Annotated in this window: 17 protein-coding genes and 1 tRNA gene; 8 read left to right on the plus strand and 10 right to left on the minus strand. The window is 71.4% G+C overall.

The annotated features are described in order from the left end of the window. Positions 1-99 precede the first annotated feature (99 nt). Positions 100-711, minus strand: a complete 612-nt coding sequence (locus E1267_RS33990) for an HD domain-containing protein (protein ID WP_132338749.1) — start codon at positions 709-711, stop codon at positions 100-102. Positions 712-737: 26 nt separating this feature from the next. On the opposite strand from E1267_RS33990, the gene E1267_RS33995 reads away from it, so the two are divergent. From E1267_RS33995 to E1267_RS34005, 3 genes are all read left to right on the plus strand, one after another. After that, positions 738-1,982 (plus strand): alpha-hydroxy acid oxidase, encoded by a 1,245-nt coding sequence (locus tag E1267_RS33995; protein WP_132338751.1) that lies wholly within the window; start codon positions 738-740, stop codon positions 1,980-1,982. A 110-nt stretch (positions 1,983-2,092) separates the two neighbouring features. Continuing rightward, entirely contained in the window at positions 2,093-2,512 is a 420-nt protein-coding gene (locus tag E1267_RS34000; RefSeq protein ID WP_132338753.1) for a hypothetical protein, read from the plus strand. Between the two features lie 180 nt (positions 2,513-2,692). Next, the gene (locus E1267_RS34005; protein WP_132338755.1) at positions 2,693-3,958 is read left to right on the plus strand and encodes a hypothetical protein; all 1,266 of its coding nucleotides are present in this window, start codon (positions 2,693-2,695) and stop codon (positions 3,956-3,958) included. A 1-nt stretch (position 3,959) separates the two neighbouring features. Here E1267_RS34005 and E1267_RS34010 read toward each other — a convergent pair whose 3' ends face one another. Continuing rightward, on the minus strand, positions 3,960-4,532 hold the full coding sequence (locus E1267_RS34010) for an RNA polymerase sigma factor (RefSeq protein WP_132338757.1): 573 nt from the start codon (positions 4,530-4,532) through the stop codon (positions 3,960-3,962). 182 nt (positions 4,533-4,714) lie between these two features. On the opposite strand from E1267_RS34010, the gene E1267_RS34015 reads away from it, so the two are divergent. From E1267_RS34015 to E1267_RS34025, 3 genes are read left to right on the plus strand one after another with little or no spacing between them, the layout of a single operon-like run. Next, the gene (locus tag E1267_RS34015) at positions 4,715-5,419 is read left to right on the plus strand and encodes a Crp/Fnr family transcriptional regulator (RefSeq protein WP_132338759.1); all 705 of its coding nucleotides are present in this window, start codon (positions 4,715-4,717) and stop codon (positions 5,417-5,419) included. Between the two features lie 22 nt (positions 5,420-5,441). Continuing rightward, a complete protein-coding gene (locus tag E1267_RS34020; RefSeq protein WP_165959959.1) occupies positions 5,442-6,743 on the plus strand; it encodes an oxygenase MpaB family protein in 1,302 nt (433 codons plus the stop codon). Then, positions 6,740-9,958 carry an ATP-binding protein gene (locus E1267_RS34025; protein ID WP_132338763.1) on the plus strand — a complete coding sequence of 1,073 codons (3,219 nt, stop codon included), beginning with the start codon at positions 6,740-6,742 and terminating at the stop codon, positions 9,956-9,958. Before E1267_RS34020 ends, E1267_RS34025 begins: the two co-directional genes overlap by 4 nt. Before the next feature lie 34 nt (positions 9,959-9,992). Here E1267_RS34025 and E1267_RS34030 read toward each other — a convergent pair whose 3' ends face one another. The 4 genes from E1267_RS34030 to E1267_RS34045 form a co-directional block, all read right to left on the minus strand. Then, positions 9,993-10,865, minus strand: coding sequence for a hypothetical protein (locus E1267_RS34030; RefSeq protein WP_132338765.1), 873 nt, complete (start codon positions 10,863-10,865; stop codon positions 9,993-9,995). Positions 10,866-10,955: 90 nt separating this feature from the next. Further along, positions 10,956-11,699 carry an SDR family NAD(P)-dependent oxidoreductase gene (locus E1267_RS34035; protein ID WP_132338767.1) on the minus strand — a complete coding sequence of 248 codons (744 nt, stop codon included), beginning with the start codon at positions 11,697-11,699 and terminating at the stop codon, positions 10,956-10,958. Between the two features lie 10 nt (positions 11,700-11,709). Further along, on the minus strand, positions 11,710-11,892 hold the full coding sequence (locus tag E1267_RS34040) for a hypothetical protein (RefSeq protein WP_132338769.1): 183 nt from the start codon (positions 11,890-11,892) through the stop codon (positions 11,710-11,712). A 233-nt stretch (positions 11,893-12,125) separates the two neighbouring features. Continuing rightward, entirely contained in the window at positions 12,126-13,343 is a 1,218-nt protein-coding gene (locus E1267_RS34045; protein WP_132338771.1) for a threonine synthase, read from the minus strand. Between the two features lie 498 nt (positions 13,344-13,841). On the opposite strand from E1267_RS34045, the gene E1267_RS34050 reads away from it, so the two are divergent. Then, a complete protein-coding gene (locus tag E1267_RS34050) occupies positions 13,842-14,618 on the plus strand; it encodes a glycosyltransferase (protein WP_132338773.1) in 777 nt (258 codons plus the stop codon). A gap of 529 nt (positions 14,619-15,147) precedes the next feature. Here E1267_RS34050 and E1267_RS34055 read toward each other — a convergent pair. The 3 genes from E1267_RS34055 to E1267_RS34065 all read right to left on the minus strand — a co-directional run bounded on the left by E1267_RS34055 (position 15,148) and on the right by E1267_RS34065 (position 17,124). Continuing rightward, positions 15,148-15,915 carry an alpha/beta fold hydrolase gene (locus E1267_RS34055; protein WP_220449811.1) on the minus strand — a complete coding sequence of 256 codons (768 nt, stop codon included), beginning with the start codon at positions 15,913-15,915 and terminating at the stop codon, positions 15,148-15,150. Between the two features lie 21 nt (positions 15,916-15,936). After that, positions 15,937-16,479, minus strand: a complete 543-nt coding sequence (locus E1267_RS34060) for a dihydrofolate reductase family protein (RefSeq protein WP_132338775.1) — start codon at positions 16,477-16,479, stop codon at positions 15,937-15,939. Between the two features lie 66 nt (positions 16,480-16,545). Further along, the gene (locus E1267_RS34065) at positions 16,546-17,124 is read right to left on the minus strand and encodes a helix-turn-helix domain-containing protein (RefSeq protein WP_132338777.1); all 579 of its coding nucleotides are present in this window, start codon (positions 17,122-17,124) and stop codon (positions 16,546-16,548) included. 439 nt (positions 17,125-17,563) lie between these two features. Between E1267_RS34065 and E1267_RS34070 the strand changes: the two genes are divergently transcribed. Next, complete coding sequence (locus tag E1267_RS34070) at positions 17,564-17,938, plus strand: hypothetical protein (protein WP_132338779.1); 375 nt, start codon at positions 17,564-17,566, stop codon at positions 17,936-17,938. A 381-nt stretch (positions 17,939-18,319) separates the two neighbouring features. On the opposite strand, the gene E1267_RS34075 is transcribed toward E1267_RS34070, so the two are convergent. Further along, a tRNA-Val gene (locus E1267_RS34075) sits at positions 18,320-18,394 on the minus strand. Positions 18,395-18,497: the final 103 nt, after the last annotated feature.

Raw genomic sequence — 18,497 nt, forward strand, 5'->3', positions numbered from 1 at the left:
GGCACCGGCCAGTCACCCCCGACCATCCCGCAACCCACCGACCTCCAACTCCATCTCCTGGATCTCCTCGACATCGATCCACGAGACCTCCGCTGAAGATCACTCATGTGCGGAAAACGGGGCTAGCTCGGCGGCCAGGTTGGCGCGGGCGGCCTCCTCCCACCATGCGCGCGCCCTCGCCGTCCGGTAGAGGGACGGCCCGGCCAGCAGCCGGCGCAGCACCTCTGAGCGCCCCTCGGCGAACAGGTCGCCGGGCACGTGGGCGTACTCCTCGCGCACGGCCGCGGCGTAGCCGGCGTAGTCGGGGCCGCCGAGCACGGCGAGGTCGGCGTCGCACAGGACGGCGCCGTTGCGGTCGCCGGCGGCGAGCGTGTCGTGGGCGGCCGTCAGGCGCACCAGCCTGGCCACCTCGGCGACCCGGACGGCGGGCACGCCGCACCTGGGCAGCCTCGACTGCGCGAGCCAGGCGCTGCGCTCCTCGTCCCACCCCGGCCTGCCGTCGTAGACGGCGTCGTGGAACCAGGCGGCCAACAGCACCGCCTGGGGGTCGTCCGCCTCGCCGGCCAGCCGCCCGGCGGCGGCGAGCACGGCGGCCAGGTGGCCGAGGGTGTGGTAGCGGCGGTGCGGCTCCGACCAGCGGGCGACCAGCTCCGCTCCGGTGGCGAGGCTCGCGGCCGAGCGGCCCGCGAGCGCTGTCCAGTCGTCGATCACCGTCCCACCGTACGCGGATCGTCCCCATGTGGTTTGGTAACGTCCTGTTCATCGACGCCACGCCGAAGCAACCTCGGCGCCTGCCCCGCTGGCGGGAGCTGCGCGCCGTCATGCCCGCACGGCCCCGCTGGTCCCCGTCCCAGCGCGTCGCGGGCGCCGCCGACGTCGCCGGCCTGCGGCTGATGGCCAGGCGGCGGGCTCCGCGGATGGTGTTCGACTACGTCGACGGCGCGGCCGAGGGCGAGCGGTCGATGGCCAGGGCCGTGGAGGCGTTCGAGCGGGTGGAGTTCAGTCCCCGCGTGCTGCGCGACGTCGCCGAGGCCCCGACCGCGGTCGAGATCCTGGGGCGGCGGATCGCGATGCCGGTCGTGCTCGGCCCCACCGGCTTCACCCGCATGATGCACCGCGAGGGCGAGCCGGCGGTGGCGCGGGCCGCCGAAGACGCGGGCGTCCCCTACACCCTGTCCACGATGGGCACCACGACCGCCGGCGACGTGGCCGCCGCCGCCCCCGGCGGGTGGAACTGGTTCCAGCTGTACGTCGTCCGCGACCGGGCCCGCAACCTGGACGTCCTGTCCCGCGCGCGTGAGGCCGGCATGGACGTGCTCGTGGTGACCGTGGACGTGCCCGTGGCGGGGGCGCGGCTGCGCGACGTGCGCCACGGCCTGACCGTACCGCCCTCCCTGCGCTGGCGCAGCGTGCTGCAGGCTGTACGCCATCCGGCGTGGTGGTTCGACTTCCTCACCAGCGAGCCTCTCAGGTTCGCCACCGTGGACGGCGCTCCCGACGACCTGGCCGGCATCACGAACCTGATGTTCGACCCCTCGGTGACGGTCGACGACCTCGGCTGGATCCGGTCGGCGTGGCAGGAAAAGCTGCTGGTCAAGGGGGTGCAGCGGGTCGACGACGCCAAGGAGTTGGCCGCGGTGGGGGTGGACGGGCTCGTCGTGTCCAACCACGGCGGGCGCCAGCTCGACCGCGCCCCCACGCCGCTGGAGCTGCTGCCCGAGGTGGTGGCCGCCGTCGGCGACCGCACCGAGGTCTTCCTCGACGGGGGCGTGCGCACGGGCGCGGACGTGGCCGCCGCGGTGGGGCTGGGCGCGAAGGCGTGCTTCATCGGCCGCGCCTACCTCTACGGTCTGATGGCGGGCGGCGAACCGGGCGTGCGCAGGGTGCTCGACCTGCTGCGCGCCGAGCTCGTACGCACTCTGCAGCTGCTGGGCGTCGGCGACGTCACCGAGCTGGGCCCCGACGCGGTCCGCCTGCGCTGAGCGGACGGACGAAAGTCCGTCATTCATCACCAGAAGGGTGCGTATTTCCCCACCACTGCCATCGCTCTGCACCTTCGCACGGGGCACCGCCCCGCGGAGAGGAGAGCGACATGGCGACCGGGGAATTCCACGTGATGAAAGTGCCGGCCGAGCAGCTGACCGGCGCTCTGCACGGTCAGGTTGTCGACCCGGGTGCGCAACCGACGAAGGTCGTGCGGCGCAGCGAGGGCTGGACCGTGGACGTGAGCTGGGAGGTCACCGGTGAGCTGGTCGACTGGCTGACGGGATGCTGGAAGCTGGAGATCATCGCCGACGGGCCGGGGGACGGCGGGTCACGGCATCCCTCCCCTCCCATGGAGTTGACCTTCACCCCTGGATCGGGCCGGTACACCGCCTCCGTCCCGATGCGCGGCCGGCTCAGCCCCGGCACCTATGACCTCGTGGTCAACCTCACCACGGCGACCGCCGCCGGCACCTCGGGGGCGCTCGGCGGATTCGTCGTCCTCAGCAAGATCGTGGTGCTGGACTAGGGTACGCCGTCCCGGAAGTGCCCCGGGGCGGCGGATCGACGATTCGTCTGCAAGCCCGTCGCAAGCGGCGGCTCCTACGCTCCTGCCTGGCGGCCACGGGGCAGAGCCGGCCGCCGACCGTATCCGACGCCGCTGGAGCACGCTCCAAGAGGCGAGGGGACCAGCAACACGGGAGACCCCATGTCCGACACTCCGATGACCGCGGACGACGTGCTGCGCATCGCGGCCTACAAGGACCGGAGCCCGGCGCTCGAAGCGATGGTGATCGCCTACAGCTACCACCGGGTCGCCGGCGACCTGGCCGCGCACCTCGGCAAGGACGCCACCAACTGGTACTGCTACGCCACCTGGACGTCCAAGGCGGTCGGGGAGAGCCTCGACCTCGGCCCGGACTCCCCCTTCATCGCGGACGTGGGCCGCAAGCTGGGCGTGCCGCAGCGGTTCAGGCGGCTGTTCAGGGCGGCGCTGCTCACCCTGCTCGGCCCCAGCTACCAGCTCGGGCTGGCGCTGGCCAACCGGGCCATCTTCCTGGAGACGGCCAGCCTCGCGGTCAACCTGTGGAACGACACGCCCGACCGCTACCTCAGGGTGAGCCCCGGGTCCGACCTGACGCCGACGCCGCCGCGGTTCCTGACCGACCTGCTCGCCGACGCCGACGAACGTTACCTGAAGGACGCCGCGCAGCTGCTCGCCGAGGCCCGCCAGGCGGGCGACCCGGCGGCCAGGGCCGAGCTGATGCTGGGCGCCAACATCGCGCTGTCCGCCTACGAGCAGGCCCGCGCGCAGAAGGCTCTGGAGCTCGTGCTCTACCGGCCGGTCAGGTGGCTGACGCGGGTGTCGTGGCGCTCGCTGCGCTCGCTGGTGACCCGGCGGCCCTTCCCCAGATTCCGGCTCTACAGCGCGCGGCACGAGGACCAGCCGTGGCTGACGCGCCTGCTGGAGTCGGCGTGGTCGTCCCTCTACACCCGCCACATGTTCGCGGTGCGCACGCCGCTCAGCGACGTCAGGGTCGGCCGGCCGCTCACCGCGCCCGCCGGCGTCGACCTGGCCGAGGTGTGGGCGCCGATCCAGAACGGGAAGGTGCGCAAGCTGGCCGAGGAGTTCATCACCGAGGACCAGGAGGCGTCCATGGCGGGCGTCACCGACTGGGTGTCCTACCGCGACCGCATGCGCTTCATCGTCAGCTATTTCCGCGTGTACCAGAACGTCTCAGCGCTCTACGACGCCCCGTTCGCCAAGGAGATCGCCGAGGGGCTGGCGGAGGAGATGAAGCGCGGGCTCGTCCCCCAGGCGGTCAGCGGCATGTTCGCCGGCAACCCGGGGCTCGGCCGGCCGCGCAAGGTCTACCGCTACCCGTCGGAGACCGATCCCGACGCGTACGAGATGCAGCACTTCGACTTCGAGCCGTTCCTGGAGGCGATCCCGCTCGGCCCGGACACGAAGTGAGTCAGTCAAGGAAGTCGCGGGTGATCTCCCTGGCCTGGAGCAGCCCGCGCAACTTCGCGAAACAGCGGGCTCGGGTGGGCCCGATGCTCCCGACCGGCCTGCCCAGCCTGCGTGCCACATCCACGTAGTGCGGCTCGGAGGTTTCCGTGAGCGCCCTGAACAGGACCCGCTGCGACGCCGGCAGTTCCTCGACCAGCTCGGCCAGCGTGCCCGCCAGCCAGATCCTGGCCAGTTCCCTGTCGACGTCGTCCGTGCTGCCGAGCGAGTCGAGGTCGGGCGTGCAGATCTCCTTCGTCCGCCTGGTGAGCTTGAGACACTCGCGGAAGGCGATGGTGGCCAGCCAGCCGGCCATCCGCTGGCCGTCGGTCACGCTCTTCAGGTTCTGCCAGGCCAGCAGCCAGGTGGTCTGGAGCACGTCCTGGGCGTCCTCGTGGCTCAGCCTGAACCTGCGGATGCGGGCTTTCAGCATGGGGCTGAACTCCTCCATCAGCTGTTCCCACGCCGCCGCGTCGCCTTCCCGCGCGGCCGACACCAGCGCCGCCGTACAGGGACGCTCGATGGTCTCCACGTGCATGTTCGTCTTCTCCCTGCCGGCCCGGGTACTCGGGGGGCCACTCCCGTCCGGCAGGTCCACGGTGCGCCGAGCGATCTGTCCGGTCTGTTCCGGACGGCACAGTACGACTGTGTTCCTCGTCACATTCCAGGGAACGGCGGCGGCTCCCTGTCCAAGCCCGGAATGCGGCCTAAAGTTCTTGCATGAAAGGGCGGCTCCCTCACGACGTCGAGGCGATCGCCGCCGTGCTGGCGGGGATCCCCTTGTTCCGCGTGCTCGGGGAGAGCGGCATCCGGAGCACGGCCGGGGCCGGGCTGGCGCGGAGATACCGCTCAGGGCAGATCATCTTCCACCAGGGGGATCCGGGAGAGTCCCTGTACGTCCTGCTGGACGGCCTGGTGAAGGTGGTGTTCACAACCGAGCACGGCGACGAGATCGTGCTCAACATGCTGGGCAGAGGCGAGACCTTCGGCGAGATGGCGCTGCTGGACGGCTCCCCGCGCTCGGCGTCGATCGTGACCGCGCGGGCGGCGTGGGTGTTCGCGCTGCCCAGGGCGCGGCTGCTGGAGCTGATGCGGGAGCATCCGGGGCTGGCCGACGAGTTCCTGCGCATGCTCGGCCACATGGTGCGCAGGCTCACCGACCAGGCGGCCGACCTGGCCTTCCTCGATCTCGGCGGGCGGCTGGCGAAGCTGCTGCTGCAACTGGCCGACAAACACGGACAGGCCGACGGCGTCGTGGAGTTGCCCGGCCTGACCCAGTCCGACCTGGCCGCGCTGATCGGCGCGTCGCGACCGGCGGTCAACCGGGCGCTGCAGTCGCTCGTGTCGCGCAACCTCATCGCCGTCAAAGGCCGGACCATCACGCTGCTGGATGTCGCCGCTCTGCGCAAACGGGGCGGCCTTTGACCGAATCTGGAGTACGCGGCACATGACCGAACAGGACGAGCGCTGGCCGGAGGAGCGGTTCCGGCAGCTGAGGCAGCAGGCGGACCCCGACATCGACAAGGTCGTCGCCGACTATCTCGCGGCCCGGCCGGAACTGGGCGGCCCGCTGGAACAGCTCAAGGCCGTGGTCGCCGAACTGGGGGAGGCCAAGCGCGCGGCGAGGGCGCCCTCGGGCGAGCCGCCCGCATCCGAGATCTTCGACGCCATCGACTTCGCCATGGAGCTGCCCGACTGGGGCGACGACGCCGAGTTGCTGGCCAGGGGGCAGGCCGTGTTCGCCGACTACGGGCTTTACCAGTCGGCCGCGCTGTTCTGCAAGTGCCTGCCGATGGCGTACGTCGAGGTGTCCAGCGCCAAGGTGCTGGCCGGCGTCTCCAGGCTGGCCACGCACGGCCTCACCCGGCGGGTGGCGGAGACCGGGCAGATGCTGATCGACGTGATGGGGCTGCGGGCCACCGCCAGCCTGCGGCCGGGCGGCCCCGGGCACACCACGGCGGTCGGGTTGCGCATCCTGCACTCGTTCGTGCGCGCCGTGGTCAACGAGCGCTACGCCGATCGCTGGGACACCACGCGCTACGGGCCCCCGGTCAACCAGGAGCTGCTGCTGGCCACCATCTTCGACTTCTCCGTGGTCACGTGGGAGGCGCTGGAGCGCATGGGCGTCGTACTGACCGAGGAGGAACGCGCCTCCCACCTGTACACGTGGAGCGTCGTCGGCCACCTCATGGGCGTCGAGGCCTGCCGTGACGCGCCGCTCACCCTCGCCGACGTCGAGCCGGTCAGCGAGCGGCTCGGCCGCCTCTACGAGTCCAGCGACGAGGGCATCCGGCTGATGGCCACGCTGCTGGCGGAGATGGAGGAGTTCATGCCCCTGGGGTGGCGCAAGCTGCCGCGCAGCCTGGTGCACTGGGTCTTCCGCGACGCCGCCCACCGCGCCGACCAGGTGCCCGAGCTGCTCCAGGTGCCGAAGCCCGCATGGTGGTTCACCGCCCTGTTCGCGGCGGCGCGTTCGGCGCACCGCCACTCCTGGATGGCCGGGCCGGTCCACGGCGTGGCCCGCTGGCTGACGCGTAAGGCCGGGCGCCACATCGTCATCGCCCTGGTCGACCGTCACTCCGGCGGGCCAGCGGCGTTCCAGATCCCCGCGGAGCTGGCCCGCGCCTGGCGGATCAGGCAGTCACGCCCCGCGGTGGCGACCCGCGCGCTCCGCCGTGACGTACGCGGCAGGCTGCGCGCGCCCGCGCGGGCCCTCAGGAAGCGCACGCCGGCAGGGCCGGGCGCGTGACTCTCCCGCACGCGCCCGGCGCGCTCACCACCGCGACCATCCTGTTCACCGACGTGGTGAGCTCCACCGCCCTGCGCGTCAGGCTGGGCGAGGAGCGGGCCAACACCGTCTTCCGCCGGCTCTACCAGCTGCTGCAGTCCGTCGTGACCGCGGGCGGCGCGACGTTCACCAAGAGCCTGGGCGACGGGCTGATGGCGGTGTTCGACTCGGCCACGGCCGGGCTCGACGCGATCATCGCGGTGGAGCAGGCGGTCGCCGACGAGAACGAGCGTGCCCCCGACACGATCTCCATCCGGGCCGCGCTCGCCGCCGGCGACGTGTGCTGGGGACGCGACGACGTCAGCGGTCTGCCCACGGTGGAGGCGGCCCGCCTGGTCGCGGTGGCCGAGGGCGGTCAGGTGCTCTGCACCGACCTGGTGCGCCGGCTGGCGCAGGGACGGGGCCGGCACGAGTTCAAGGACCTCGGCCGGCTGCCCGGCAAGGGGCTGCGGGAGCCGCTGCACACGTACGAGCTGCACTGGCAGAGCGCCGAGCACCACCAGGGCGGCGGGCTGGCGCCGTGGCTGGACGAGGGCCACGTGCTGCCGTTCGTCGGCAGGGACGAGGAGCTGCGGGCGCTGGAGAGCGAACTGGCGGCGGCCGAGTTCGGCAGCTCGCTGGTGATCCTGCAGGGCGAGCCGGGGGTCGGCAAGACGCGGCTGGCCTCCGAGGTCGCCAGGCGGGCGCTCAAGCGGCAGTTCACCGTGCTCGCGGGGCGGTGCACGGATCCGGCACGGCAGGCGTACGAACCGATCGCCGGCGCGGTCGAGCGGCTGGCCCGCACCTCACCCGCGCTGCTGCTGCGGGCCGGGGTGGACCAGCAGTGCGGCCAGCTCGTCCGGCTCGCGCCGTCGCTGGCCGCGCCGCCGTTGTCGCTGGGGGTGCCGCCCGCCACCGAGCCCGTCTCCGAGCGCTACCACCTGATGGCCGCGGCCCGTACGCTGATCGAGCGCCTGGCCGCCGTGCGGCCGGTGCTGCTGGTGATCGACGACCTGCAGTGGGCGACGCTGGAGTCGCTGCAGATGCTCAACGCCCTCATGTGGGACGCCGACGCGCTGCCCCTGCTCGTGCTGGCCATGTCGCGGCCGTTGCCGGTCGAGTCGGCCATGCCGGAGCTGCACAGGGTGACGGCGGAGAGCCAGGTGATCCCGGTCCCAGCCTTCGGCCTCGACGAGGTCGGCCACGCGCTGGCCCAGCTGCGCACGCGCGGCGACGCCGAGCAGCTGCACCGGATCACGGGCGGCAACGCGTTCCTCGTCAGCGAGGTGGTGCGGGAGCTGGCCGCGGGCAAGGACCTCGACGCGCTGGCCGTGCCCGACTCGGTCTCCAGGATGGTCGTGGCGCGCCTGGCGCAGCTCCCTCCCAACGCGCGTGACCTGGTCAACCTGCTGGCCGTCGGCGAACGCATGGAGCCGGCCGAGCTGCGGACCGGGCTCGGCCTCGACGAGGCGCGGTTCGTGGCCGCCGTCGAGGAGGCGATGGGCGCGGGCCTGGTCAGCGTGTCCGACGACGGCTCCTGCCACTTCTCGCACGAGCTGACGAGGAACGCCCTCTACGGCAACCTGTCGGCGCCGCGCGCCGGGCTGCTGCACGGCCGGGTGGCCGACGCGCTGTCACGTACGGACCCGGACACCATGGAGTCCCGGCCGTACGTCGTGGCCGCCCACCTGCTGGCCGCCGCCGAGCACGGCCGCGACCCCGCCCGGGTGAGCGCGGCGGCCGAGGCCGCGGTGCGCGCGGCGCAGCACGCGCTGGCCGGGCTGGCTCACCGCGAGGCCGTCACCTGGTACCAGCGGGTGCTCGACCTGCTCGGCGACTTCCCCGGCACCACGCGGGAGCAGCGCGCGGAGCTGCTCATGGAGTGCGGCAGGGCGATGTGGCTGGCGGGCGACCCGGACGCCAGGCAGACCCTCGTACGCGCGGCCGACCTGGCCAGGGAGTGCGGCCGCGACGACCTGATCGTCATGGCGGCGCTCGGCGGCGACCGCGGCTTCTCCACCATCTCGGCGGCGCCCGACACCCAGCGCATCGCCCTGCTGACCGAGGCACGCCGGCTGGTCGACTCCACCGACATCGGCACCAGGGCGCTGCTGGCCGCCCAGCTCGCCTCGGAGCTGATCTGGGCGCCCGACGGCGAGCGGCGCTTCGCGCTGAGCGACGAGGCGGTGGCGCTGGCCCGCAAGTCCGGTGACCCGCGTACGCTCGCCGGCGTGCTGGGGCTGCGCAGCCTGACCATCATCCCCGCCGACCCGTTGCACCAGCGCCACCGCGACGGCGACGAGATGCTGGAGGCGGCCCGCAGGACGGGCGACGACCTCGCGCTGTTCCACGCGTACGTGCAGCGCACGCCCCCCGTGCTCGACAGCGGCGACGCGGTCAGGGCGGCCGACCTGCTCGACCAGGCCGACGAGCTGGCGCGGCGGCTGGCGCAACCGCAGCTCAACTGGATCATCGGCTACTCCAGGGCCGGGCTGACCCTCATGCAGGGCGACCTGGCGCAGGCCGAGGCCGAGGCGGAGTCCGCCATGCGGCTCGGTTCTGAGATCGGCCGCCGTCTGGAGGCCGTGGCCATCTACGCCGAGCAGATCGGCGAGATCCGGCGGCTGCAGGGGCGGCTGTGGGAGCTGGGCGAGCGGCTGCGGCGGGCCGCGCAGGCGCCGCGCGTCGACCCGGTGCACGCGGTGCTGCGGTTCCTGTGCGAGCTGGGCGACGAGGGAGCCGCTCCGCTGCTCGACCGCATCCTGGCCGACCAGGGCGCCGAGCCGCCGCGCAACATGGCCTACCGGCCCGCACTCGACAACCTGGCCGTGGCCGCGTCCCGGCTGGGGCGGGCCGAGCTGGCCGGGCGGCTGTACGACGCGCTGGCCGCCGACGGGGAGACGTTCGGGCACGGCACGGTGGCGCACCACTGCGGCCACCACTACCTGGCGCACCTGCGCGTCGCCATGGGCGATCCGCGGCGGGCCGCCGAGCATTTCGAGGCGGCGGCCGAGGTGCACGAGCGGTGCGGGGTGCCGCTCATGCTCGCCGAGTCCCTGCTCGACTGGGCCGACCTGCTGGACGAGAGCGAGGCCATAGGGGAGGTACGCGGGCCGAAGCCGGCGGATCTGCGGGAGTGGTGCGGCTCGCTGCTGGCGGGGCGGGGAGCGCTCTTGCTGGAACGCCGACTCGCCTGACCACGACCGGCCGGGCGGTCGTGTGACACCGGGGTCAGGCGGGCGGTCCTGGCTGGAGCGTGTGGCCCGCCTCGATGGCGTCGCGGACGCTCCGGGCCAGGGTCTCCTGCAGCGTGTCGCCCTGGTTCTCCAGCTCGCGCAGCCCTTCCGCGTCGTCGGTGTGGGCCAGCAGCGCCTGGTACTTGTGGTTGTTGCCCAGCGCGTCCATGGCCCGCAGGGCGGCGTCGGCCTCCTGGACGCGCCCGGCGTACCGCTCCAGTGACTCCACCCTGGCCGTCACCGACGCGACGGAGCGGCGCAGGGCCTCCTGCTGGGGTTCGAGCACGGCCAGGAGCTCGGGGGTGAGGCGCCCCTCCCGGGCCTGGTCCTGCTCCGCCTGCAGGTGCGTCTGCACCCGCAGGAGCATGGCGATCTCCCAGAGCTGCCGTGGTAGCAGGCTCTCGTTGGCCAGGTCGTCCAGCAGCCGCCGCCGCATGACCTGGGAGGTGTAGACGGACATGACGGCCGCTCTGGCCCGTTCCAGGAGGGCGCGTGACGGCGGCGACAGCTCGTCCACCACGACGAACCGGTCACGGTACGGCGAGCGCGCCGGTTTCCGTCCCAGCCTGGGGATGAAGCAGTCGATCACCGCCAGGCGCTCGACGTCGGTGAGTGCGGGGTCGGTGACGAGGTCGACGGTACGCCGGACGCGGTCACGCTCACGCGCCAGCCGCAGCCGCTCGCCGGCGTTGGCGGCCCGATGGGTCATGACGTCGTGCGCGACGACCAGTCCGCACAGGACGATGGGGGCCATCAGCAGGGCGAGGAGCAGGACACCTGATCCGAGGTTGACGTAGAGAACGAAGCCGACCACTGCGAGCGTCGCGCATCCGGCGGATGCCAGCGCGTACAAGGACCCCTTGGCCACACCGTCTCCCTAGCAGCGAGTTCCGAAGTGTCCTGAGAAACTCACAATAACCGCCCGATCGACGGAGATCATGAGATTTGGGGTGGCTCGTCAGCGGAGGTATGAGGCGCCGTTCAGGTCGAGCACCGCGCCGCTGGCCCACTCGGCGGAGGGCGAGGCGAGATACACCACGGCCGCCGCGATCTCCTCCGGCCGCGCCACCCGCCCGAACGGGCTCTGCGACCTGATCGCGTCGCCGCGCGGCGCCTTGAGGTGCTCGTTCGTCATGTCGGTCTCCACGAACCCGGGCGCCACCGTGGCCACCGCGATGCCGCGCGGGGCGAGCGCGACGGCCAGGGACTGGCCGAGGGCGTTCAGCCCCGCCTTGCTCGCGCCGTAGGCCGGGCTGTCGGGCTCGCCGCGGAAGGCGCCGCGCGAGGAGACGTTGACGATCCTGCCGCCCGAGGGCATGTGCCGGACCGCGCACCAGGTGGCGTTGGCCGCGCCCGTCAGGTTGACGTCGAGCGTGCGCCGCCAGGCGTCCTGCCACTGCTCGTAGGACATCTCGGTGATGGGGTGGTGGAGGAAGAGCCCCGCGTTGTTGACCAGGATGTCGATGCCACCGAGCACCCGCGCCGCCTCGTCGGCCATGCGCCGCACGCCGCCGGGGTCGGCCAGGTCGGCCTGGACGATCGTGTGCCCCTCGCCCGGCAGCTCCCCGACCAGGCTCTGGGCCTCCTTCGCGGAGTCGCGGTGGTGGATCGCGACCCGATCTCCCGTGGCGGCGAAGGCCGCCGCGATCGCGCGTCCGATGCCTCGCGACGCGCCGGTGACAAGAACTCCACGTCCGCTCATCCGCCGCACCCTAGCAGCACGCCCCGCGGGCGCCCCGGCCGGTTCCCCTGTACCGGACTGTCAGCCCTGTCGGCGGGGGCCGCGGGCTGGCGCCCATGTACGCGATCGAGTCCGCACCGAACAGCGCGGTGTTGTAGATCATCGTGAGGCTGCCGTCGCCGGCGGTGTGGAGCTCGAGGTCGAACCGGGTCACGCAGTGCGACAGGGCGACGTCCCACCGCCCATCGCGCCGAGACCGGGGGACGGTTGATTCAAGGACGAGCACCGGGGCCCACCTGACAACCGGCACTCACACCACGTCATTACGCACACCATGGCGTCCTAAAGGCGGCGCCGGGCCGTAAGGAACCTGGAGCCAGAAATTACGACGCCGGCTCCGACCTATGGCGAGCGGACATTGAAGCTGGTGATAGAGAAGGGAATAGGTCAGACCAGGTGCGCGTCCACCCCCAGGACCGGCGCGTCCACGGGTACGGTGCCCGGATATTTCAGGCCGGCGCCGGTGTTCAGCACCACGGCCTCCTCGTCCGGGCCGATCCATCCGGACGCGCGCAGCCTGCGGGCCGCGGCGAAGGCCGCCGCGCCCTCAGGGCAGACGAACGCCCCCTCCAGGGCCGCGACCTCCCGCAGCTCCGCCAGGAGCTCGGCGTCGGTGACGGTGACCGCGGTGCCCGAGGTCTCCGCCAGCGCCTCCAGGATGAGGAAGTCGCCGAGCGGCTTGGGCACGTTGATGCCGAACGCCACCGTACGCGCGCCGTCCCAATGCCGGCTCTCCCGCTCACCCGCCTCGAACGCCCGCACGATCGGCGCGCACCCCTCGGCCTGCACGGCGACCAGGCGAGGCGGCGGGCCGTCGATCCAGCCCAGCTCGCGCAGCTCGTTCAGCGCCTTGTGGATGCCGATCAGGCCCACCCCGCCGCCGGTCGGATAGAGGATCACGTCGGGCGTGCGCCAGCCGAGCTGCTCGGCGATCTCGATGCCCATCGTCTTCTTGCCCTCGATGCGGTACGGCTCCTTGAGGGTCGAGGTGTCGAAGACCCGGCCGCCCGAGGCCGCGACCAGTTCGCCGACCATCCGCCCGGCGTCGCTGATCAGGCCGTCCACCAGGTGCAGGTCGGTCCCCGACGCCACGCACTCGCGCCGGGTGATCTCGGGGGCGTCCACCGGCATGACCACCGTGGCGGCCAGCCCGGCGCGGGCGCCGTACAGGGCCCAGGCGGCGCCGGCGTTGCCGTTGGTCGGCATCGCCAGCCGCTCGACGCCCAGCTCGGCCGCCCGCGAGACGCCGACCGCGGCGCCGCGGGCCTTGAACGAACCGGTGGGGATCAGTCCCTCGTCCTTCATCAGCAGCCGCGGCAGGCCGATGCGTTCTCCGTAGCGGGCCATCGGCAGCAGCGGCGTCATCCCCTCGCCCAGCGTGGTGACGTGCGCGCGGTCCCTGACCGGCAGCAGCTCGTGGTAGCGCCACAGGCCGGGTTCGCGCCGCGCCAGGTCGGCGGGGCTCAGCGAGGCGCGGACCGCCGCCAGGTCGTAACGGGCGAGCAGCGGCGACCCGCAGGTCACGCAGAGGTTCTGCGGTCGCTCGCTGTCGTGCGCCGCCCCGCACCTACCGCATTCGAGGTGGGTCAGCCGGCTGAAACTCACACGTGCTCCTTCGGTTTCCGGCTCTCACACAATCGTGTCTTCGTTCGCACCATAAGGGGCACGTGCGACGGCGTCACGACGGGCTCCTCGCGCACGCGGCGGACCCTGGCGCGGGAGAAGCCCGTCGTGACAGCGCGGGCGCACCTCAGGAAAACCGCGCAGTTGATGCTCGCCGCAGCCGCCTGATCTTCCTCTCCCGCCGGTCGGCGCACGCTTCCACGCACGCACGGCCGATGTGAAAGCGGAGGCCCGCCACTTCCTCAGGGCATCCGGCGCCCGTCGACCACTATTCCGCCTGGCGGAATACTGTCGTGCGGGAGCGCTCCCACAAGCTTACATTCGCACGAAACACGTATTGAACAAACCGTGTAATGCGACTCAACTGACGTGAGTCGGTGCGCATGGCGTGCGTCGCCCCCGCATGCCCTGTATGTCGGCGGAGACACTGTCCCCGATTACCGACCGGCGCCGCAAGACCCCGAACACCTGGAGCGCCTGATGGCGAGAGTCCTGTTCGCGGCGACACCCTTCCACGGTCACGTGACCCCGTTGCTCACGGTCGCGAAAGACATGAAAGCCCGCGGTCACGACGTGCTCTTCCTGACGGTTGCACGTTTCGCCACGGCCGTGGAATCAGGCGGACTCCGTTTTGAAGCGCTCCCCGAGGAGCCCGACTTCGACGACCTGCGCATGTCGGCGGCATTTCCCGAATTCGCCGAGACGGGCACGGGCTACGACCACCACATCTTCTTCTGGAAACGGGTGTTCGCGGACGCGGCGGTCGCACAGTACCGCCGGATCCAAACTCTGCTCGAACATTTTCCCGCCACCGCGCTCGTGCACGACACCGTCTTTCTGGGCGCCCTGCCGCTGTCGCTGCGACCACCGGACGGCGTCCGGCCGGCCACCATCTGCCTCGGCGTCCTCCCGCCCATGCTGCTGAGCGACGACGTGCCCCCGTTCGGGCCCGGAACCCAGTATCTCGCCGGCCCCGAGGGCCGCGAGCGCAACCGCCGGCTCAACGCCGAGACGCTCGAAGCGTACGCAGGACTGCAGAAGGACGTCGTGAGCGTCTTCGCAGCCATCGGCTGTGACCTGCCCGGGTTCGTCTTCGACTGCGCGGTCGTGCCCACCACGACCGGCCGGAACACGCGGACACGTTCAGCGTGCTGCAGCGGGAGAGCCGCCGCTTCCACACCCGTCTCGGCGCGGTCGTCAGCGCCGCCATCCTCGCGATCGCCATGGCCTGCACCGCGATCCTGCTGGCCCGCGTGAGCGCGCTGCTCCTGCTGCTGCCGCTCGCCGTGGTACCGCCGCTGGTCGCCGGACGCCTGGCCGATCGGGCCATGGACCGCGCCCGGCAGGATTCGGCCGAGCCGACCCGCATCGCGCTGAACCTGTTCCGCCTGGCCACCACGGCCCGGCACGGCGGCGAACTGCGGGTCTCGGCGCCCGGACCGGAGCTGCGCGATCTTCTGCGCCTATCCCCGGATGTCCGGGGAGGACGAGCGGCTGTCCATCGCCGCCGACCAGGCACAACTGCTCGGCCCGGGGCTGTCCGCGCTGGGCGTCATGGTCACGCTGGCCACCGCGCGGACCGCCGGCGGGCGGGGCGGCCATGGCATCGCCTCGGGTCCGCCTGGCCGGGCGGGCGTTCGCCGAAGAGTGCAGGCAGGGACAGCGGGCGGAAGGACGATCCCGGCGGAAGCCTGGCCGGCATCGCCGCTCTCTACGGCGGCCGCGTACAGAACCGGCCGTCGACCCGCCGCGGGCGACACGGCGAGACTCCGCCCGCCAGGCTAAATCACTGGCGCAGGAACGCGGTGACCATCGGCAGCACCAGGTCGGGCCGGATGACCTGCAGGTGCTTCGTGTCCGGCAGGATCGCCAGGTGCGCGTTCGGCAGCAACTGCTTCATCTCGACGCTGTGCTCCAGCCGGACGAAGTCGGTGTCGCCGATGATGATCAGGACCGGCATCGTCAGCCGGGCCAGCTGTTCGTCGGTCCACCCTGCGAAATCGTGGACTGCCGGCTGGAACTTCATCACGGACGGGAAGAAGTTCTCGGGATCGGGCGCCACCTCGTCGTAGGCGCGCTTCATCGCCGCGGACTCCTCCTCGGTCGGCATCCGAGGCGAATCGAGCTCCAACGCCGTGATCTCGGGGTAGTACCCCTCATTCCGGGTTGACCGGAAGTGCGAGGCCGCCAGCACGACCCGGCCGGCCCGATCCGGGGCCGAGACGGCGACCTCGGTGGAGACCAGCCCACCCAGGCTGTAGCCGAAGAAGTCGGCCCGCTCGACGCCGAGGTGGTCGAGCAGCGCGATCACGTCCTCGGCGCACTGCCGGATGGAGAACGGCCGGTCGCTGTCGGCGGTGTGCCCGTGCCCCTGCAACTCGACACCGATCACCTTCCGCTCGGCGGTCAACGCCGGCAGCAGTGAGTCGAAGCTCAGATGGAACGTGTACGCGCCGCCGTGCAGCATGACCAGCGGCGGGCCGGGCCGATCGGCGCCCAGAACCTCGTAGTAGAGGTCGATGTCGTTCACCGGGGCGTACGCACCTTGGGTCATGTCGATTCCCCTCGCCGCCGTCTACCGGCTCGGCCTATAGGTCAGCACCACTGTGCCGTTACCGATCTCGGTCACCTTCGTCAGGTCCATGGCGGTAGTACCAAGGCCCGCCAGCAGCGACTCACCGGATCCGGCGACGAACGGTGAGATGCTCAGATGCAGCTCGTCGAGCAGCCCTGCCTCGACCAGCGCCCGGCTGAACGGGCCGTTGCCGTACTTCACCAATGTGCCGTCGCCGGCCTCCTTGAGCCGGGCGACCGCCTCGACCGCATCGCCCGCCAGCACCTCCGCGTTCCACGTGGTCCCGGCCAGCGTGGTGGAGGCGACGTACTTCGGCAGAGAATTGATCTTGTCTGCGACGTCGCCGGTCAAGGTCGGCCACGTCTGGGCGAAGCCCTCATAGGTCACCCGGCCGAGCACGAGACCGACCGCCGAGGACAGCAGCCCGAGCTGATAGGCGAAGTGGTCCTCGTCGGGGACGACCTTCTGCTGCCCGGCCCACCAGGCGTCGCCGGACATTTTCCCGTCGATCGAGAGGTGGTCGTATTCGATCAGTTTTCGCACGCCGGGAGTCAACCACCCGGCGGATCGGCCCGTCTTGTATCGAACCGAACCCCTGTCACCACGCCATCACAACGCCAGAAACGGGATGCCGGACCGCAACTCGCCCGGGGTGTGACCGGTCGCCCACCGCATCGCCCGCGCGAGCTGCGACTGATCGTAATAGCCGCCGGCGGTGACCACGTCGGCGATCGAGCTGCCCGCCGTGAGGAGTTGCGCGGCGTGCCGTGCCTGCTCGATGCTGGCGAGCTTGCGGTGCGAGATCCCGACGGCCCGGCGGAACCGGATCTGCGCCATCCGTTCCGACATGCCACGTGGGCGTTCGCCGTGCCTGATCTCGTCGACGAGCGGGTCGAAGAACAACAGACCAGCGCGCACCAACCGGTCGACGAAGACGTCGACGTTCTGCGCGGTCGGCATCTCCCAGTCCCGATTGTCCAGCAGGATCTTGCCGCCCGGCAGGGTCGGCAACACCGCGTCCCTGAGGTCGGTCAGACCGGAGGGCGGGTACAGCGGCAGATAGGCACCGAGCCGCAGGTCCACGCCGAAGAACTCCCAGCCCTCCAGGCACGTCAGCGATGTGCCCCTCGTCTCCGGCCCGCGCACGTGCACCGTGACTCCGTCATCGCCCCTTGCGAACGCGAGCATGGATGAGGTCTTGACCGCCGAGCTGAAACCGGTTGTGGCCTCACAAGTCGCCGACCACACCCGTTGCACCAGCGGGAGTTCGCCCGCCACAGCGTTGAAGATGAGCCCCACGCGGCGTGACTATAGACGACTCAAGACGCAGGCCGCGTGGCACACACCAGAAGACCGACCACGGCGCCGACCACACGATCTCCCGCCGGGCGCTGACGGTCGGATCCCCTTGTCGTGGAGCAAGAAGTCGCCGCCGAGGACCTGCGTAAGGATGCGGTGCGAGGCGTCTCGTGCCCTGGCTGGCAATGATCCGCAAAGGTGCCGCGCGTCGGCTACGCGGTGTTGTACGACCCCCGAAGTCATCCGGGAACCCTCGGCCGCGCCTCATTCCTGGCGGGCGGGGAGCAGCTCCGGCAAGGAGCGGCGGATCGAGGACGCGCCCGGGTTCGTGCCCAAGGACGGCGAGCAGGCGGTCTCACCTCTCGCCATCAGCGACGACGGTCGGCGCCTGGCCTATCTCAGGCGTTCCCACCATGCCCTGGCGGTCAGAGACCTTGCCGGCGGGGCGACCGAACCGGTGCCCACCAGCGTGTACCGGCCCGGAGACAGCTCGCGGAATGTCGATCTCGCCTTCCATGGGGAGGGCGAACTGCTGTTCGTGTGGAACGCCGGTCGCGGGCGTGAGCTCATCGATCTGTCGTCGAAGCGGCGTCTCCGCCTCGGCGCAGAACCTGGCATTGATCTTCTGGACGCGCGCGCCGACGGCGGTCGTGTCGTCGTCGGAAGCGAAGGTCTATCTGGTCGTCGCGGCGTTGGCCGGTGACGGATCATCGGGCCGGAACCCGCCTTCTGGCCGGCGACAAGCGTGACCCTGCGAAAAGGATGGACGCTGCCGGTGCGCTGATGATCAGGAGGCTCGACGAGGGAACGATGAGATGCCAGCCGCGGCGAGCGCGGGACTTCCGCTTCACCCAGGTGACCGACAGTGACACTCCACCATCTACCCGTCGATCCCCCGGCCCTTTGACCTGGACCTGGTGATCAACGCGGAGGAAGCCGCTGGACCGCAGCGAGCGTGGCGGGACCTGCCGCCCCGTGACGGTCCGACCGTGCGGGTGACGGCCGGACCACGGTCCGACGACGGTCCAGACAACGAGAAGGCCGGTGCCTCCGATGGAGAACCGGCCTCTGACCTGCGTTTTCGTGGTGGGCGATACTGGGATCGAACCAGTGACCTCTTCGGTGTGAACGAAGCGCTCTCCCGCTGAGCTAATCGCCCGCCCTGCCGGCTCCGCTTGGTGCCGACGAGGAAAACCATACCGCACTCTGGCGCCTGCTGGCGAAGCGATGTGATCAGAAGTGGGTAGGCAGGGCGGTGGGAG

The organism is Nonomuraea longispora (assembly GCF_004348345.1).
GTDB lineage: Bacteria > Actinomycetota > Actinomycetes > Streptosporangiales > Streptosporangiaceae > Nonomuraea > Nonomuraea longispora.

What these genes read in the sequence shown, in the direction of transcription:
- E1267_RS34050 (WP_132338773.1), top strand. Translation starts at nt 13,842, where the DNA reads ATGGCGAGAGTCCTGTTCGCGGCGACACCCTTCCACGGTCACGTGACC.
- E1267_RS34065 (WP_132338777.1), bottom strand. Translation starts at nt 17,124, where the DNA reads ATGCTCGCGTTCGCAAGGGGCGATGACGGAGTCACGGTGCACGTGCGC.
- E1267_RS34005 (WP_132338755.1), top strand. Translation starts at nt 2,693, where the DNA reads ATGTCCGACACTCCGATGACCGCGGACGACGTGCTGCGCATCGCGGCC.
- E1267_RS34015 (WP_132338759.1), top strand. Translation starts at nt 4,715, where the DNA reads ATGAAAGGGCGGCTCCCTCACGACGTCGAGGCGATCGCCGCCGTGCTG.
- E1267_RS34010 (WP_132338757.1), bottom strand. Translation starts at nt 4,532, where the DNA reads ATGCACGTGGAGACCATCGAGCGTCCCTGTACGGCGGCGCTGGTGTCG.
- E1267_RS34035 (WP_132338767.1), bottom strand. Translation starts at nt 11,699, where the DNA reads ATGAGCGGACGTGGAGTTCTTGTCACCGGCGCGTCGCGAGGCATCGGA.
- E1267_RS34000 (WP_132338753.1), top strand. Translation starts at nt 2,093, where the DNA reads ATGGCGACCGGGGAATTCCACGTGATGAAAGTGCCGGCCGAGCAGCTG.
- E1267_RS33995 (WP_132338751.1), top strand. Translation starts at nt 738, where the DNA reads ATGTGGTTTGGTAACGTCCTGTTCATCGACGCCACGCCGAAGCAACCT.
- E1267_RS34020 (WP_165959959.1), top strand. Translation starts at nt 5,442, where the DNA reads ATGACCGAACAGGACGAGCGCTGGCCGGAGGAGCGGTTCCGGCAGCTG.
- E1267_RS34055 (WP_220449811.1), bottom strand. Translation starts at nt 15,915, where the DNA reads ATGACCCAAGGTGCGTACGCCCCGGTGAACGACATCGACCTCTACTAC.